This window comes from Gimesia algae (genome assembly GCF_007746795.1).
Taxonomy (GTDB): domain Bacteria; phylum Planctomycetota; class Planctomycetia; order Planctomycetales; family Planctomycetaceae; genus Gimesia; species Gimesia algae.
The window spans coordinates 4,590,508-4,609,281 of the sequence record NZ_CP036343.1 but is presented as its reverse complement, the minus strand read 5'-3'; the positions used below and the strand labels follow the sequence as shown (position 1 = coordinate 4,609,281).

General features: G+C 48.8%; 13 protein-coding genes. 10 read left to right on the top strand and 3 right to left on the bottom strand.

Translation table 11 applies throughout. The features are described from left to right. The first annotated feature begins 39 nt into the window (after positions 1-39). Positions 40-2,316 carry an ethanolamine ammonia-lyase subunit EutB gene (gene eutB, locus Pan161_RS17065; RefSeq protein WP_145232732.1) on the top strand — a complete coding sequence of 759 codons (2,277 nt, stop codon included), beginning with the start codon at positions 40-42 and terminating at the stop codon, positions 2,314-2,316. 269 nt (positions 2,317-2,585) lie between these two features. Here the strand turns inward: eutB and Pan161_RS17060 are convergent, their stop codons facing one another. Next, positions 2,586-3,578, bottom strand: coding sequence for a S1/P1 nuclease (locus Pan161_RS17060; RefSeq protein WP_145229076.1), 993 nt, complete (start codon positions 3,576-3,578; stop codon positions 2,586-2,588). Positions 3,579-4,710: 1,132 nt separating this feature from the next. Here Pan161_RS17060 and Pan161_RS17055 point away from each other — a divergent pair. Together Pan161_RS17055 and Pan161_RS17050 are read left to right on the top strand one after the other, a co-directional pair. Next, positions 4,711-5,850, top strand: coding sequence for a DUF4419 domain-containing protein (locus Pan161_RS17055; protein WP_145229074.1), 1,140 nt, complete (start codon positions 4,711-4,713; stop codon positions 5,848-5,850). 219 nt (positions 5,851-6,069) lie between these two features. Further along, positions 6,070-6,594 carry a hypothetical protein gene (locus Pan161_RS17050; RefSeq protein WP_145229072.1) on the top strand — a complete coding sequence of 175 codons (525 nt, stop codon included), beginning with the start codon at positions 6,070-6,072 and terminating at the stop codon, positions 6,592-6,594. Positions 6,595-7,093: 499 nt separating this feature from the next. On the opposite strand, the gene Pan161_RS17045 is transcribed toward Pan161_RS17050, so the two are convergent. Continuing rightward, positions 7,094-9,058, bottom strand: a complete 1,965-nt coding sequence (locus tag Pan161_RS17045; protein ID WP_145229070.1) for a sensor histidine kinase — start codon at positions 9,056-9,058, stop codon at positions 7,094-7,096. A gap of 402 nt (positions 9,059-9,460) precedes the next feature. Here Pan161_RS17045 and Pan161_RS17040 point away from each other — a divergent pair, with 402 nt between their 5' ends. The 7 genes from Pan161_RS17040 to Pan161_RS17010 all read left to right on the top strand — a co-directional run bounded on the left by Pan161_RS17040 (position 9,461) and on the right by Pan161_RS17010 (position 16,938). Further along, a complete protein-coding gene (locus Pan161_RS17040; RefSeq protein ID WP_197995369.1) occupies positions 9,461-9,964 on the top strand; it encodes a response regulator in 504 nt (167 codons plus the stop codon). Further along, on the top strand, positions 9,957-11,540 hold the full coding sequence (locus Pan161_RS17035; protein WP_197995368.1) for an ATP-binding response regulator: 1,584 nt from the start codon (positions 9,957-9,959) through the stop codon (positions 11,538-11,540). The genes Pan161_RS17040 and Pan161_RS17035 overlap by 8 nt, the downstream gene beginning before the upstream one ends. Before the next feature lie 122 nt (positions 11,541-11,662). Further along, a complete protein-coding gene (locus tag Pan161_RS17030; protein WP_145229064.1) occupies positions 11,663-12,103 on the top strand; it encodes a response regulator in 441 nt (146 codons plus the stop codon). Further along, positions 12,093-13,109 (top strand): response regulator, encoded by a 1,017-nt coding sequence (locus tag Pan161_RS17025; protein WP_145229062.1) that lies wholly within the window; start codon positions 12,093-12,095, stop codon positions 13,107-13,109. The genes Pan161_RS17030 and Pan161_RS17025 overlap by 11 nt, the downstream gene beginning before the upstream one ends. A 118-nt stretch (positions 13,110-13,227) precedes the next feature. Beyond that, on the top strand, positions 13,228-14,526 hold the full coding sequence (locus Pan161_RS17020; protein WP_145229060.1) for an ABC transporter substrate-binding protein: 1,299 nt from the start codon (positions 13,228-13,230) through the stop codon (positions 14,524-14,526). A gap of 63 nt (positions 14,527-14,589) precedes the next feature. Further along, complete coding sequence (locus Pan161_RS17015; protein ID WP_145229058.1) at positions 14,590-16,455, top strand: sensor histidine kinase; 1,866 nt, start codon at positions 14,590-14,592, stop codon at positions 16,453-16,455. 45 nt (positions 16,456-16,500) lie between these two features. Continuing rightward, complete coding sequence (locus tag Pan161_RS17010; RefSeq protein ID WP_145229056.1) at positions 16,501-16,938, top strand: response regulator; 438 nt, start codon at positions 16,501-16,503, stop codon at positions 16,936-16,938. Between the two features lie 192 nt (positions 16,939-17,130). Here the strand turns inward: Pan161_RS17010 and Pan161_RS17005 are convergent, their stop codons facing one another. After that, the gene (locus Pan161_RS17005) at positions 17,131-18,603 is read right to left on the bottom strand and encodes an aldehyde dehydrogenase family protein (RefSeq protein WP_145229054.1); all 1,473 of its coding nucleotides are present in this window, start codon (positions 18,601-18,603) and stop codon (positions 17,131-17,133) included. Between the last annotated feature and the right edge of the window lie 171 nt (positions 18,604-18,774).

Below are 18,774 nucleotides of genomic sequence, written 5' to 3'. Positions count from 1 at the left end.
AGAACCGTGCCGTTGAACAGACGCGACTTCGTACAGGCCATGCTGGGAGCACCGCTCGCGGTCACCGTTTCTTTGACGCAGTCCAGGAAAGTGACCGCTGAAACGGAAAGTGTCGGCGAGGTTTCGATCCCTGAGATTCACGAAGGGGAAGATCTGTATTCCTACATCGATCGTAGGCGCGGCGGTTTCGATCCTGTTTTGTATCGCCAGTTGCTCGGAGCCGCCAATGAATTCAAAGAGGGCGATCAAATGATCGGCGTGGCTGCCGCTGATCAACCCTCTCAGTTGAATGCCAGATCTCTGTTGACGAATACCCGTATCAAAGATATCAACGCTCATCCGGTCTATCAGGACAATTTGACTGAATACATTACCCCGGCGAAAGCCGTCTCAACCGCTTCCCGCACAATTGAAACCGTAGGAGATCTGAAACAGTTCCTCTTGACCGAAAACGAGGCAATCATCAAGCAGATCTCACAGCAGCTATCCAGCGATGTGATTGGCTGCGTTGTGAAACTGATGAGTCAGCAGGAACTGATTACGGTCGGCTCCAAAATCTTCAATTCATTACCAGGCAGCCAGATCGGCGCGAAAGGTTATCTGGGAGCCCGCATTCAACCGAACTCTCCGACTGACAATCCCGATGATATTTTCTGGCAGGTACTGGATGGCTGGTCGTATGCTGTGGGCGATGTCGTACTGGGAACGAATCCGGTTTCCAGTGAACCCGAATCGGTAGCAGCCATCGAACTGGTGCTCCGTGACCTGCTGGTGACATTTGGAATCGACCACGTTCTGCCGCATTGTGTGCTCTCACATATCGATGTGCAGGCCGAAGTCGAACGCCGCAGTCCCGGCAGTACGGCTCTCTGGTTTCAAAGTATCGCCGGCAGTGATGCCGCGAATCAGACCTTTGATATCGACCTGAAGAAAATGCGAGACTACGCCCGCTCGCGCACCGGGCAGTACGCTTTGTACTTTGAAACCGGGCAGGGGGCCGATTTCACTAATGGTCACAGCCATGGCTTCGATATGGTGCTGCACGAATCCCGTAAATATGGCTTCGCCCGCGCGTTGACGAGGGAAGTCGCGACCGCACAGCAGGCAAGCGGCCGGGAACCTGCTCCCTGGGTACACTTGAATGATGTCGCCGGCTTTATCGGCCCCGAAGTCTTCCGTTCGCGCGAACAGTTGGTTCGCTGCTGCCTGGAAGATATTGTCATGGGCAAACTGCATGGCCTGACTATTGGCCTGGATGTCTGCTCGACCCTGCATATGGACGTCTCTCTCCACGATCTTGACTGGTGTCTGGATCAGATCATGCCCGCCAACCCGGCTTACCTGATGGCTCTGCCGACAAAGATTGATCCCATGCTCGGTTATCTCACCACAGGATTTCAGGATCATGTCAGAATTCGCGAGAAGTTCGGCTACCGTGTCAATGATGCCCTGTGGTCGTTCTTTCAAGAATTGAACGTCATCGATAGCCAAGGCAAACCAACCGGGAACTTTGGGAATCCGTTGTACGTGTATCTGCAGTATCGACGGAAAAAAGGTGATACCCGCGGTGAAGAAATCATCCTGAATGAAGGCCGCCTACAGATGAACGAAGTCCGCAGTCGCGGTTTGTTTCTCGCGGAAGGCTTTGGGAAAACACAGGCTGAGTTGGCGCCGGCATTGAAGATCCAGATCGATCAGATTTATGACGATGCCAAAAAAAGTATCTGGGCAGAACTGACTCCGGTGTTTGTCGCCAGCGTGCCTGAAGTGCTTCCCGTGGAAACGAATTCCAGTGATCGGCTGGAGTACATCCTCCACCCCACAACCGGAGAACAACTTTCAGAGCCATCCGTCAAATCGATTCGGAGTCTGCGCGAATCCTATCTCAACAAATTTAACGTACAGATTGTGATTTCCGATGGACTCAATGCGCTGTCCATCATGCAGGAAGGACATCTCGATCCATTTCTCAGTCTGCTCAGACAGGAGTTAAAGTCCGCAGGGTTCTCTACCGCCGACCGCAATATTATCGTGAGATCAGGCCGCGTCCGTGCGGGATACCAGGTGGGGGAACTCCTGTTCGGAGGGTTATCCGGAAATCGGGCCATCCTGCATATCATCGGCGAACGACCGGGAACCGGGCACCGGACTTTCTCTGTTTATATGACATCGCCTGATGGATCACTCTGGGGAAAAGCAGGTCAGGTCGATCATAATATCACCCGCGTCGTTTCCGGAGTCGCAGCCACGGCACTCAAGCCGGAAACTGCTGCCCGCGACACCGTTCGCATCCTGCAACAGATGAATGCCGGTTGAAGAAGCATCGCATCACTTACTGCTGAAAAGTCTTGAATGCAGCGGGTTTGCGACTGTTGAAAATACGAATTGCATGAAATGATGATCTTTCTTACAGTTCGGTGTAATCAGGTGCATTCACAGCCTCTTTAACTCGATGTCCTCACACAGTTTCTGCCCGGCGGAGCATGGACGATCATGAAGGCGACAAATTTCCTTCGCTGATCCTCGTCTGGTGGAAGGTCAAACCTGTCGAACCCGAACCCGGCATTTGAAAGATTCTCGCGATATTACTGAAAGCCGTTAATCACTGCCGCCAGTCGCCAGCCGGACTGAGCCGCCCGTTTGGCAGCGATCGTGCCCGCTGATCGATAGTATTCAGCGGGCAAGGCCGTGAGTTTGATGAATTCATTCTGAGGCGCATCATTCTGTTTCACTGCGTCCAAAATCAACTGAGTGTAGCCGGCACTTTTAGCCAGTGCGTGACTCTCATCGATCCAGACAGCATAATTCAGATTCTTTGTCGCCTGTTCGCCCAGTTGCTTTAACGCCGGGTCGCGAGCCAGTCCGACCGCCTGACTCACAATTTCCGAATCCTTGAAACTGTTTCCCAGCAAACCATCCCACTGCGCATGCAGATTCGATTTGCCAATGCGAATACTGTTCCCCCCGCGGTCTCCTTCGGGAAAGGAGCCTTTGCTGAACAAAGCAGAAGAATGCAGGGGTTGATGGCTGTCCCCGGTCAGATGCATAATCCAGCAGAGCGCCAGCGCTTTGTCCGCCGGGCTGACAGCAGGGGCTGTCATTTGCGCGACGTTATACTCCAGCGCCTGCAGAATATTGAACTGCAGCGGATCGTCTTCCGGTCTGATCGACCTGGCGGTGTTCACAGGCAGATTTGAACTCAATGCCTGTTCGGAAGCTGTGTCCAGGTAGATCGGCTGATTGATGTAATGCCACGTGCCATGATGATACTTCTCGCGATCCGCTTCTTTAAAACTGCGGGCAATATCCGGCCAGGTCGCGGCCCGCATGAACAGCCAGCGATCCTGAACCGCAGGGCTCGCCTTGCGGATCACCTCCGGCATCCGTGACTGGAAATCCTGTTCAAACCGGGGATGCTGTTTCAGCAATGCAATCATCGCCGTCTGCGTTTCCGGCGTCAGCTGATCCCAGGCGATCGAAGCAATCACCCGATGCCCGGCGTAATTCCAGGCCTGTGTTGACTCTGGTGTCAGCAAAAACAACACGAGGAAAACAAACAGGAGAGAGAAGCGTTTCACAGTCGGGCCTCAATTCAGCAGGATGTATGCAACAGACAATGTTCAGAACCAATTGTGTTCAAGTGCGCGGCTGACACAAGTAGACAGAGCCACTGTTTATCGAAAATTCATATTCAGCTCCGTGCACATCGCGAACCGCTACTGAAGAGATTCGACTTGACTCCGCCGCGACGATATCGATAAACGTTGTTTTGAGTCGCGCGCGTGCCCAGTTTACAGTGCACTTAAACACGCGACACCAGTTCGCCATCATCACTCAAATATCAGCCCTTTTTTCCAGATAGTCAGTTCTCATAACAGCACCAGTTCCGAATGTATGCCTGCGGGTCGCCGCACATCGGAATGCTTCACGCCGAAACCGCCTCGAGATCGCCTTATATCGGTCCTGTATCAACCCATATCGCCAACTGAAATTGTTCATCTCCCCTTGACTCTCCCACGCACTTCCACAAAATAATCCACCATGCAAAATAGAAAAGTAACAGGACAACTGAAAAACTCCTATATCTTTAAAATCAGCGACCAGGGCACAGTTGGCTCGCCCAACAACGATCGAGAGAATAATAAAACACCAATCGAAAAGGGTAGGCCCGGATGCACATCCGGGCCGAGCGCAGCGAGCAGGAAACTGTCAGAGGAAACGCACAATAATGTTTCCACTGACTGACCTGCCCAGCCGCAGAGGATGCCCCCTGTGTCATTCCGCAATTCGACTCAATAGACAGATCCTACCAGATTTCACCCGAAACCCGGCAGATGAATATGTGGCACGTAATTCATTTGGTCGCGAGGATGCTTCGTATTACTGATTAACTTGTCGAATGTTGACATCTTGAATTCTTTGCTACTTCATATTCAGGAATTACGAACCAGTATGGCACTCCCAGCATCTTTACAGTTGACGACGATTTCTTCGTTTAAAGCGAGATTTTGTGTCCCATGATGATCTAAACAGTTAAAATGTTATCTCCTGACTCACTTTTGATCGTTTCCCGGAACCGTGATTGAGAAGAAGCAGAGCACATGCAAGTCCGAACCATAGTTACTTTGATCTAAATATCCTAATCAACAGTAAGCGCGGTGTGGTTCATAATGCAGGTATGTGAAGCACCATGTATAGGAGCAGTTTATTATGACACACACGAAATTCCCTGTCTCACCGGATGTGATTCCCAAAACGCCTCCAGAGAAAGTGGACTACGTGGGTAAATTAAGAGTTGCCTTTCGGCGTCCAATCGAAGCAACGTGGTTTCCTCGTAAGCCGCTTGTTGCCTGTGATGATGACCATGCCTTGATAACGGCGATGAAAATGTCTTTTTACGATCATTTCCCGCTTCGACTCTCACCGGATGTGATCTGGATTACGCTGGTGCGCGGCTTTGCACTTCATGTAAATGAAAACGCTGAGTCTCTGCGGCATCATTTTGTTTCGCATTCGGGCAAGAAGGAACTAATTGTTAGCCGAACGGATTTTTCACCAGGTGAAGAAAATCCATGGCCAGAAGTGTTTTCTGATTTCAATCAGCAGATTGCGGATCACACCGGAGGATTATCTGAACTGGTCCAGGCTGATTTCAGCACAACCGGACCGGTGGAACGAGCCGTCTCTAGTCTGATGGCAATGGAGACATTCAAGTCATACTTCGAGTACATTTTATATGCAGGATGCGGGATACCTTCGATTACGCTTACCGGAACAATTGAAGACTGGGAGAAACTGCGGCACTGTGTTCGACGATTTGCGGACTATGGACTAAACGATTGGATCAGTGCGCTCGACCCGATTCTTGGAGAGTTTGTTAATGCTAAGAAAGGGCAGGTGAATACAGAATTCTGGAAGTCCTTGTTTCGTTATAACAGCGGATCAGGGCCTGCGGTGATGACAGGGTGGGCCAATGTGCTGTTTCCCTATTTCAAGGATAACAATTCCGAAAAGCTCTACCCGAATCCCTATCTGAGTGACTGGAACGAGCGATTGAGCATTGATGACCAGCAGAATTGGAAGGAACGGTGGGATAATCCACAAGGCGTCGGATTGTCAGCGATCCCGTCCTGCTTCACGTCCGTTCCACTCACAGTATTTTGGGGGGAACGAGAAACGAAGATGCGACTGGTTGGTGGCCTGCTTGGGGTTTCCCAGGATGATGAGACACTGGAAGTCGAACCCGAGTGTGGATGGGCCATTGTTTACGAAGAACCCGTCGATCCCCTTTCCACTGACTACCAAAGATTGGAAAACTTGCAACGCAACCGAGAATCAGACAAAAATTAATCAGCCACACTAAGGGAGAGCGACTACTGGCATGCTGGATCGTCCTCCGTCAAATCTGATACGAGACAGGTCAATAAACTGCGCCCAGACAATCAGTTCCACATCGATAGAAAAGACGAGCCAGACAAGCCGCAGATGAACATCGCGCAGGTCTTTTATAAAATTCAGATCACGAACACATTTCGGGAACTCTGACAGTCCCCGACAACTCTAACAGGCATGAAACACATCATTCTCCCCAGTCTGATTATTCTCGTAGCCTGCACCGAGACACATATAACGGATCATACGGTAGAGGTGATCTCATCTGAGGGGCGGACTACCTCTGAACCACCATCTCCGGAAATCGAAGGGCTGAGTTTTGGTGGAATCCCCTCCAATGAAGAGCGTGACGGTGAAGCACACACCGAAGAAATAAAATGGGACACAGGCATCGCTGACTTGGTTTCCGGCTATTCGAGGAGAGAAGTAATGGCACGCAATCATGTCAACAGGATTGAAAAGGGGAAGTCGAAAGATAACTGGCGGGACGCAAACGATTTCCTTCAGGACGACGGATCTGATTACTATCAGGTCTTTCAGTCTCTTCAGACACAGTTGGGCACGGAACAACTTAGAATCAGATGCACGGGACCGACGGGGACGAAACTCAGGTACGAAGCAGAATGTCTGGGCAAACTCTATGAGGTCGAATACGATCTCAAATCCGTGCAGATCATTAAAGTAAACAATATAAATCAATGACCCTGCGGCACCCTGAAAAACAGTAACAGGTTACCAGCCAGGCGTTCGTGTTATTTCGTGTTGTCCGTGGTAGCAAAAAATCTGAATGTTCAAAACGAAACAGCCCCGCGGGATCCTTCCTGTGGGGCTGTTTCTTGCACCATGCTCGTTCTTTCACGCAGGGATAATAATCCACGCAATCGAGTTGTCAATCCCTGTTTTTCATCTTATTGGGAGCAGTCGCTCATTCAGTCACGTAATGATTGACTACCACGAAAATTACGAAAACTCACGAAATAATCTGACCGGGAATCTATCAGGTCAAAACTCGTCGTCACCATCATGAAATCCACCCTCGAACAGGGCGATTATTTGACATGGAACCGACTCAAACAACATCGGAAAAAAACAATAACTTACCGGCAGATTAACAGAGATGATTCTGAAAGTTCACTACCAGCGCCCGACCTGCTTTCGTGTCATTTCACGTTTTTCGTGGTAGAAAAAATCGGGGCTGGAATCAGGTCCCCTGATCATGTACCTCAGTGATTGGCTGGGGTTTGTTGACTCGATCTTCTGCCGGCAATGTAAAGTAGAAAGTCGTACCTCTTCCGACTTGCGATTCAAGCCATATTTTACCGCCAGACTTGTCTACGACTTTTTTACAGATCGCGAGGCCAATACCAGTCCCCGAGTATTCATTCTTAAGATGTAATCGTTGAAAGATCTGAAAAATTCGCTCGTGAAATTCGGGCGCAATGCCGATGCCATTATCTTTGATATAAAACTTCCAGTGGGAACCTTCCGGTTCTGCACCGATTTCAATGACCGTCAGTTCTTCACGACAGTACTTAATGCCGTTACCGATCAGATTCTGAAACAGCTGTATCAGACGCTGTTTATCTGCCAGGACAACAGGGAGCGGCCGACAGATAATCTGAGCTTTGTTCTGCTCAATCGAATCAGAAAGATTATATAACGCTTCCTGACATGCCTGGTGGGCATCAGTTGGCTGGGGATCGTATCCGAGTGTGCCGATTCGAGAAAATTCAAGCAGGTCATTCACCAGTTGACGCATCCGGACTGCACCATCAATCGCATAGCCAATCCACATCCGACCGTCATCATCTAATTTGTCTTCGTAATCATCTTTCAGCATCTGGCAGCAGGAAGCGACCTTGCGGAGGGGTTCCTGCAGGTCATGTGAAGCAATATATGCAAATTGCTCCAGTTCGGAATTGATGCTTTCCAAGGCAAGGTTCGACCTTTTCAGTTCTTCAGATTGTCGTTGATTTTCTGCTTCAGCAATTTTCCACTTTGAAATATCCACGACCGAACAAATCACGGCAGGTCCAGATCGAGTCGTTTGAACGTAATTGATAAAGATTTCGACAGGGAATTCGTGTCCGTCTCCATGCAGGCCGATGAGATCGCGCCCTACATCCAGATGGCGAGATTTACCATCCTTAAAAAAAGAAGCAACCTGTTGTGGATGTTGTGGACGATATCTTTGGGGAAGTAGTTTCTCGATCTTCTCTCCCAGTAATTCCTCTTTTTTATAGCCAAAAAAGTTGGACGTAGCCGGGTTGGCGATGATGATCTCGCGCTCCTGATTAATCATGATCATAGCCACCGGCGACTCCTCGATTAACAGCTCAAACTGTTCATGCACGAGTTGGATATCGGATTGCATTTTTGAAGAGAGGTGGTGGATGCCGACCAGCAAGCCGATGAGGAGACACGAATAAGAAGCAATCTTCATGATGTGTGCCAGGTCAAACATCGCATCGAAAAGAGCGAATGAACGTGACATGACCACTACCTGACAAATTGTTCCAATGAGTAATGACATTACGATCCAGTATTCAAATGCGTCGTGTTGCCAGTCCCCCTTCCGGTAATAGCCAATGAGAGCCAATAGAAAAAACACTCCGGCAACGATTTCTTCAGGTCGACCCAGAAAGAATTCAGGATAATACGCACGGGGTAGTGGAACAAAGATGAAGAACAAAAAACTGAATAGAGTCAGGATCGCGGTTACGGCTAATACGCTACGGTCACTGATTTGTCCCGCTTTTCCTAATTTCTGTTCCCGCTTCCATGCCCAGAAACTGAGATACATAAAACCTGCCAGATAGACTCGCGAAGCATTCCAGCTCCAGGGGATTAACGACTTGGGGGGAGAAGGGAAATGATCCTGAAAGAAGGAACTGGTGACGAGGCAATGATAACTGTCGAGCAGCGCCACGCCGAGGAAACCCATGCTCACAAACAGGTACAGGTTATTTTTTTTTGAATAAAAACGAACGAGGGATAAGGCCGCAACAAAAAACGCCAGCATTGTTGCCACCACTTCCATAGTGGTGTGCAAGTGTTGTGAGCCTCGATAGACCGAGTGTTGGAGCAGAACAGCAAAGGCAAGGCAGAAGCTAGCAGCGATCGTGTATACCCAAATCTTCAGGTGTTGTTTTTGCTCAAACGTCATGTTCGATGCCTTCTTACGTGAATCTCTTCCAGATATGTATCATCGAGTTGTGTGAAATGAATCAGCCGGTCTCAATCAAAGTCCCGCATCAGGTACATTCAGCTTATAGTCTCAGATCCATTTTGGTGATAGGTGGGCTTTGTCTGGCAATTGATGGTGAAGTGGAATACCTCATGGTAACTAAGGTTAAACCCTCGACCATCGAATTTGGGTTAAAACCCTCATTACATTGTTCTCACGTGTAATACATGCTGCTTAATGAACTTAAAGAGACACGCGCTGTAAAGGCAATCAGCGAATACAGAAATGAATAGAATAATTATCTGGTTCTGGTGCACGTGTCATATGCTTTTTCAGGGCCTGGATGATTTCGCAGTCTTAATAAGCATCAGGAGAAAGATCATGAAAGAGCAAATTCAAGCAGCGAGTACAGACCTGTTGGAACCCACATCCCGTACGACCATTCTTTGCGTTGACGACGATCCTGATATCACATGCGCGATTCAAAAGATATTATCCAATTACGACGTGGACGTGATCAGTGATTGCTGCGGACGTCTTGGTACGTGGGACGTTTACAAGAAGAAACCGGATTTGATCATCACTGATCTGCGAATGCCGGATGGAGACGGACAGCACTTACTGGAGGAGGTAAAAGTTAATGCGCAAACCTCACACATTCCGGTCATTGTGCTGACGGGACAGCGGGATGCCCATCTACCAGGTCGGTTGCGACATCTTGGTGCTGCCGGTTTTCTGCAAAAACCGGTGCATTACACCAGTCTCCTGGCAGAAATCAGACGTTTTGTTTCGCTGACATCTCTTGATTGGGCCACGGCAAATAAAAACGGATTAGTCTATAAGCAGACTGAAATTCAGACCTTCCTGGAGTATGAAGATGAATAAAGAGAACCTGCGAGTACTATTGATCGAAGACGACCCGGTTGATCATCAGTTGATCAAACTCAGTCTGTCAAAATCGGCATCAGCCTTTGAACTGGTCTGGGCGCAAACCCTCGAATCTGGCTTGTTAAAATTTGGGGAGAGCACATTTGATGTGGTCCTGACAGACTTATCATTACCCGACAGTTTCGGCCTGGAAACGGTAAAGAAAATCCGCGATTACAATCGAGATGTGCCGATTGTCGTGCTCACGACACTCAACGACAACGATGTTCGATTAATCGCGCTCTCCGTGGGGGCTCAGGATTATTTTCTCAAAGACGAAGCTTCACCGCATATGCTGGAACGGGCAATCCACCACGCAATTCAGAGGCAGGAAAGCGTGGTGGAAAATCAGCGTCTTTTGACGGAAGTCGAAACGAGCCGGGAACTGCTTCTGAAACAGAAAGTGCTGCTGAAAAAGAAAAATCGGCGTTTGCGCAGACTCAATAAAACAGCACATCGTTTTGTCGACAACGTATCGCACGAATTTCGCACTCCTCTGACTGTGATCAAGGATTATGTGTCTTTAGTCCGCGAAGGACTGGTGGGGAAAATTAACGAGGAACAAGGTCAAATGCTGGATATTGCGAGTATCCGTACTGACGAACTTAACAACATGGTCGATGACATGCTCGATGTCAGTAAACTGGAGGCGGGCCTGCTGGGAGCATGGAGACGTCCCTGCCAGTTGCCTGACATTATTGAGTCTGTTTGTGCTCCTCTGGCAAAAAAAGCGGCTGTTAAGGGAATTCATTTCGAAGCGGATGTCGATTCGGGACTCCCGGCGATTTACTGCGATTCGGAGAAGGTCGGCCGCGTGATTGTCAATCTGGTTACGAATGCCATGAAATTCTGTGGCAATCCGGGAAGCGTACGGTTGTGGACTGAAGAGAGGGCGGACCAGGGAGAAATAATCATTGGAGTTACCGATAATGGCCCGGGCATCGATGAAGAAGGGCTGGCGGAAATCTTCCAGCGCTTCAGACAACTCAAAACCCAGCTTAACAGCAGCACTAAAGGGTTTGGACTGGGATTGAATATCGCCAGGGAATTAGTCGATTTGAATTTTGGTGAAATGTCAGTGGCAAGCCAGGTGGGAACAGGAACCACGTTTTCATTTAGCGTCCCTCTGGATAATCCCTCCAGTGTGATGACACGCTATCTGGATCGTACTCAAAGGTTAACCAGCAGCGAATCCGTGGTGGCCCTGGTCTTTGCACGAATTGATGAAGAAACAGCCGACACGGATAAAGAAGACATGGACGCTTTTTTCAACTTCTTACTACGCACAAATGATCTTTTATTCCGAACGGGCAGCTGTGAATGGCTGTTTGTGCTCTCAATTCCCTGCCTGGAACTTTCTGAATTTGTCAGCAGACTTGAGAGTGAGTGGCAGAAAACAAACCGGAATCGACCTTTTGGGCCCTTGCCCGGTTATCAGTTAAACATTGAGGGCAAATGGAAAATAAAGGCAGATTCAGAAGCGATCCACAGACACTTTTGCAGAATCACACAGCAGTCGAGCGTCTGTACATAACCCAGTCATAACGAATGAGTTAATACTGGAAGTGATTATCTGGCGAATTCTGACTCGCAGGATGGGCTTCAATTCGTTGACCTGTAAAGGTCCGGAATCCAATTTTTTAAGGGAGCAGGCACATGCAGCGTCGAAAGAGAATATTACTGGTCGATGATGATTCAGATATACTTCGCGCCACCAGTCTCAGGTTGACAGTTGCCGGTTTTGAAACGTCTACCGCGCTCAATGGAATGCAAGCAGTCGCGAATGCAACTGAAGATCAACCGACGGCTATTGTCATGGATGTGAGGATGCCTCAAAAGGATGGCCTGACCGCACTGGATGAACTGAAACAAAAATCAGATACACACCAGATACCGGTAGTGATGCTCTCCGCGAGTCTCGTGGACAGGGAAAAAGCATTGGACGCCGGCGCAAGCTATTTTCTAAGTAAACCATATGAGGGTTGTGAACTGATCGAGGCTGTCAACGCGGCGATTGATCAGGCAGAATGTGATGAACTGCCGGGTTCAATTTCTGCCACCCCAGACATGAAAGTGAAGTACAGATATGACAGATAAAGTGGTACTGATTGCCGATGATGACCATGAGTTATCACAAGCTCTAGCCATTCGGCTGAGAGGCTTAGGCTATACCGTGATGCGATCTCCCGATGCCTCTCACGCACTCATTGGTGCGATGAGAATCAAGCCAAACCTGATCATTCTGGACGTGGACATGCCCAGCGGAAATGGTCTGGCAGTGTGTGAAATGTTGAACGGTGATGAAAGCTGCCATGGAATTCCAGTGATTATTCATACGGGCCACTCAGATACCGAGACGATTCAACGTTGTAAACAACTCGGGGCGGTCTATATCCAGAAATGCCCTGGTTCCCCAGCAACGATCACCGAGATCGCCAGGGAATTTCTGCAGCTTGATATCCAGCCAGTTGTTGAACCGGTAGAAGAAGCTCAAAAAACTGCGGAAACGCGAGATCTCAGCCTGTCCTACATCAAGTCGATGGGCAAAGCAGAGTATGAAGTCTCAGAAGCAGATGGGAATCCGATGGATTCGGCTTCAGAAGAGAATGCCACGGATCCAGCCCAGGAGGCAGACTCGGCCTCCCAGAATTCCTGCGACAAGCGGCCTCCGATTGTACTGTCAATTGATGATGATCGTGATATTTCTAAAGCGCTGCAAATGAAACTCAAACCGCACGGCGTAGAGTGTCTGTCTGCTTTCACTGGTGATCAAGGTTATGAAATGGCTGTAGAACACATGCCTGATGTGATTATCACCGATCTGGTACTACCAGAAGCGGAGGGCATTTATATTGTGCGCCGTATCAGGTCGAACCCTTTACTCAGTGAAATTCCAGTAATCGTTCTGACTGGTCAAAGCTATCCGGCAATCAAACATCAGATATTGAGTCTGGGAGTGGAAGCGTTTCTGACGAAACCCGTTCCGATCAATGAACTGATCAAAGAATTACAGAGTGTGATCCCAATCAAATATATGCTCACACAGGAAACGGCAACAATTTCATTTAACAACAATGACGACAAGGTAGCGTCAATGGCATGAGATTAAGCCTGATCTAAAATAGTCATCTACTGAATTCAGTCCGGGAATGGTAAGATCCAGCGCCACAGCGATTTTATTTAGATCTCTATAAAAAATACATCACTCGTGAGAGTTAATAATGAGCACTGCAGATTCAACTGACAATCTAAAACAGACCAGGACAACGCGACGCACTTTCCTTAAGAACACTCTGGCTTTGTCGAGTGGGGTGGGAGCATTTACGAATGCTCCTTATGTGTTTGCGCGTCATCGTACGAAGTTACGGATTCTGGGTACGCATGTGACGCTGCAGGAAGAACTGCGTAAAAAAGCGCAACAGGACCTGGGGATCGATATTGAATTTCAGCCAGGTGGCAGTGCGTCTGTTTTGCATCAGGCTTCCACTCGTCCGGCATCGTTTGACCTGTACGAGCAGTGGTCGAATAGTCTGAAAGTCTTATGGCAGGCCAATGCAATACAAGCAATTGACATCGGACGACTCAAATACTGGAATGAAATCAATAATCTCACCAAAACCGGGCGCATCACGACAGGAGCCAAACTCGGTGCTGGTGATGCTCCCTCAAAACTGTTGTATGTTCAGAAAGATCACTCACTGAGTTCTGTTCCCAGTCAACAGGTCAGCTTTCTGCCTTACGTCCACAATGTGGATTCCTTTGGCTACAATGCAGGTGTGATTCCGCGTGGCCTCCCCTATAAAACAGAAAGCTGGAGTTGGCTGCTGGATGAACGCTATGCAGGCAAGGTGGCACTCGTCAATGCTCCATCGATTGGATTGTTTGACGCCGTACTCGCGGTCCAGGCGAAAGGCTTAATGAAATTTAAAGATATAGGAAATCTTTCCAGAAACGAAATTGATGAGCTGTTTGCGATATTAATCGAACTCAGGTACCAAGGTCATTTCCGGGGTGTCTGGAGTTCCGTGCCCCAGTCGGTGCGACTGATGCAGCGTAAGGAAGTCGTAATTGAAAGCATGTTTTCGCCTGCGGTATTCGATCTCAAAGGACAAGGGATCGATTGTGTCTATGCTGCCCCTAAAGAAGGCTATCGTGCCTGGCATGGTGTGATGTGCCTTTCTTCTCAAACTCAGGGAGCAGTTAAGGATGCGGCTTATGATTATATGAACTGGTGGCTGTCAGGCTGGCCTGGTGCTTTTATTGCGAAACAGGGGTATTACATTTCCAATCCGGAGCGTTCACGTTCGCTGCTTACAGATAATGAATGGAACTACTGGTATGAAGGAAAACCTGCCCTTACGGATCTTGCCGGAACTGATGGGCGAGTCGTAGTAAAGAAAGGTGAAATCCGTAACGGAGGCTCCTATCTTGAACGTTTCAGTAATGTGGCTGTCTGGAATACGGTGATGGATACTTATGAATATTCTCTTCTGAAATGGAACGAATTTCTCTCGGCTTGAAGGATTGTGGAATTGAGTATTACGCCTGGCGCAGGCTGAATGATGCCCGAAGTAGACTGAATCATGATAGACAAGATTAAACCAAAACGAATGACGAGCCTGCAGTGGAAAATCTACATCGGTTTTGGTGGGATGATTCTGCTTCTGATTTCGAATGGTATTTTAGGTATTTACGGTCTAGGCAATGCGATGCAGAGCTTTGATCAATACCGCGATGTAGAAAAAACCTATAACGAATCTCTGGCCATCGATCGCAATGTGCAGGAACTGAAACGCCGTGTGAATCAGTATATTAATACCGGCCATTCTTCGAACCGCGATGCCGTGCAGGTGACATATGGAAAACTGCAGAAGCAGGTCAGCGGTCTCCTGTCTGACGTGAATGACGAAGAGATCAGTGAGTCGTTAATCATTATGAAGTCACATCTGGAGGGGTATTTCAAGAATTTCACACTAGCAACGGAAGAACGCCAGCTGCGGACGTCCCTGGTTCAAACATCTCTTCCGGAACAGGGGCAAAGAGTACAAGTGAATCTGGAAAAGCTGGAAGCGCAGGCACATGCCAGTCCCAAAGAGACGAGTCGACATTATCTGGCTGCGTTATCCGCTCAGCGTTTTTTCGCGCTTGCTGAAAAAAATGCATTACGCTATTTTGCCGAACCCAGTACACCTTTTGTCGATAAAACTTTAAGTTCGCTTCAGGACACTCGCTCGATTATTGAATCCATTCAAGCCGAGGCGCTCAAGTCTGAAACAGGACTCGTAAATGACCTTCTATCGCAATTGGATGAGTACGAAAGAATTTGCCTGAGAGCATTTCAGGCAACGCGAAGTTATCTCTATCTGGTAAATGTCGTAATGTCTGGTGAAGCTTCTGAGTTTGCCTATTATTCGATGCAGATTAAAAACATCGCCGAGAGCAAGCGGACAGAGATCAATCAGGCCACCATCGTGCACACACAGAATATTAAAAATATCACAACGATCGCGATTATTGGAGCCTTGCTCATCGGATTATATTATGCCTGGCGACTGGCATATTCTGTCGTACAGCCGATTACAGCAATGACAAACACATTCAGAAGACTGGGAGCCGGTGAAACACTCATTACGATTCCGGCTACAGATCGTAATGACGAAATCGGGGAGATGGCAATTGCTGCAGATATTTTTAATAAGCAGAACTTCGTGACTAAAAACCTGCTGCAGCAATCGCAGACATTAAGCCAGGAACTGATACAAAAAACCCGGGAGCTGGAAATGATCAACTCCGAACTCGACAATTTTGCATATATTGCTTCCCACGATCTTAAGTCTCCTCTCCGAGGCATCGACCAGCTGGCTAAATGGATTCAGGAAGATTCTGCCGAGGAACTTTCTGAAGAATCGTGTGTCAATCTGAATAAGCTGCAGGGGCGAATCAGAACCATGGAGACACTGCTGAATGATTTGCTGGAATACTCCCGCATTGGTCGAATTACCGGTGAATGTGAACGAACTGATACGGGAGCCATGCTCAAAGAAATCAGTGATCTGATTGATAATCCAGAGAAAATTCAAATTACCATTGCCCCTGATATGCCCGTTCTGAATACCTTTCGCACACCACTGCGGCATGTCTTTCTCAATTTGATCACCAATGCCGTCAAGCACCATGATCATCCAGAAACGGGAAAAATTGATATCGATTATCGGGAACTTCCCGATTTGTATGAGTTCAGCGTCAAAGATAACGGGCCAGGGATTGATCCCAAGCATCACGATAGAATATTTCAAATGTACCAGCGCGTAGGCAATACTAATGCTGAAGGGAGTGGAATGGGCCTGGCAATCATTAAAAAACAGATCGAGACGCTGGGAGGCAAAATTTCTGTTGAATCGGCGGTGAAGCAGAATACGATATTCCGCTTCACATGGCCCAAAAAATAACCTATAATATAATGAGGAGTTTTTAAGTACTTAAGGATTACAAAAATGCTGCAAAATCGGTTTTCAATTCTATTAGTTGAAGATGATGACGTCGATCGTGAAGTGGTCAATCGGGCCATTAAACGTCAGGAGTTGGGTTGTAGCTTGTATACAGCCTCTGAAGGGGCGGAAGCCTTATCCATACTGCGTGGGGAATCAGCAGATAAGCTGAATGAAGATTTTGTCGTTCTGCTTGACCTGAACATGCCCGGGATGAATGGCCTGCAGTTTCTGGATGAACTTCGGGAAGACCCTGAACTTAGCCATACCATCGTATTTGTTCTTTCCACTTCAGAGCATCCACGCGATATTGCCAAAGCCTACAAAAAAAATGTAGCAGGATATTTCAGTAAAACGCAGGTCGACTTACTGGTCAAAATGCTCAGTGATTATGCCCAGGCTTCTCTGTTTCCAAATCCTCGGGTGATGCAGAGCATCCATTAGTAAGGGCTGTTCCTGTCCCTTGTCTTCAGTGCGCGCCATGGGTCCGGCCTAGTCACTCCCGCCCGCCTAATCACTCCCCACAGTGGTCGATTAACCAGCCCCATATCAATAAAAAAAGGCAGGGCACAATTATCCTGCGTCCCGCCCCCTTTGGTTCTCCGGTAAGAATGATATCGTCGCTGCTACTGCCGCTTACTCAGGCCACGGAGATTTCTCGGTCGCCAGGGAATAAATCACGGACTTGGAATTGCAGAATTCGTGGGCTGCTTCGATGAAGCCCAGTTCCGCTCCGAACCCACTCTTTTTGTAACCGTAGATCGGCACGTTCGGTCTGAGGTAACCGCCACCATTGATGGAGATCCGCCCGGCCTGCAATTCGCGCGCGACCCGCAGGGCCCGTGTTCCATCGGTGGACCAGATGTTGGCCATTAAGCCGAAATCGGAATCATTGGCGATGCGAATCGCTTCCTCTTCCGTTTTAAATGTCATGACGCTTAAGACCGGGCCGAAAACTTCTTCCTTCGCCACAGCCATGTCGGGGGAGACCTGATCGAAAATAGTTGGCGGATAGAAGCAGTCCAGTGGATCATCGGAGATATCACCCGAAAGGACTAAGCGTGCGCCTTCCTGTTTCGCCTGTTCGACGCGATTCCGCACAAAATCACAGTGCGTTGGTGTCGCCAGACAACCCAGGTGCATTTCGGGATCGGTCGGGTCACCCTGTTTGAGACTCTGGGCCTTGGCGATAATCCGCTCCAGCAGTTCATCATGCTGACTCTCATGCACCAGCAGTCGCGAGCCAGCCACGCAGATCTGACCCAGGTGACAGAAGATGCCCGTGATCACACCATTGACAACATGATCCAGCGGCGCATCCGGAAAGACCACGCTCGGAGTTTTGCCGCCGAGTTCCAGCAGCACCCCTTTCATTCCGTCCTTGGCCGCTTCCATTAGCTGCGCACCGGTTTCATACCGTCCCGTGAAGGCAATTTTGTTGATGCCTGGATGTTTCACGAGAGCCGTCCCCGCTTCCGCGCCGGTACCGTGAATCACATTAATCACGCCGGGAGGAAAGCCCACTTCTTCGGCCATTTTCGCCAGCATCAACGCAGACAGGGGAGAGACTTCAGAAGGCTTCAGCACCACCGTATTGCCGCAGGCGAGAATCGGCGCCAGTTTAATGGCGGCGTTGGTCATGGGATAATTCCAGGGAACAATTGCCGCGATCACACCCATTGGCTCGCGAAACTGCATCGTCACATTGTCCGGCAGCCCTCCATAAGAATGTCCGGCAATTTTGTCTGGCAGTCCCGCATAACTTTCGATCACGTCAGCCCCGCAGGGAATGTCAAACCCGAGCGTATCACGAATCGGCTTGCCGATATTGACCGTATCGGTCATCGCAAGATCTTCGGCGGATTCTCGAATGCGTTCTGCCAGCTTATACAGCAGCCGCCCGCGCTGCAGAGGATCCATCCGCGGCCATTCTCCCTTGTCAAACGCACGGCGGGCCGCAGTCACGGCCAGATCGACATCACTGGCATTCGCCAGGGCAATCTCCGCCAGCGGTTCACGGGTCGCCGGGTTCGTGATCGTCCAACTGGTCTCAGAACGACCGTCGACCCATTTTCCATCAATATACATCTTATCTGGCCAGGCTGGCATGTTCTTATTTCCTTACTGAAGTGATTAAATCTTGGGCGGTCTGATCGTTTCGCGGTTTGACGTTGACCAGAGCAGGAGCAGTATTATCTTAACAAAGCTAACCAATCCAGGGCAACAGTTCGAGAGAGTTTGTGACCAGACACAGGAACGACATCCATGCATTAGAAATCT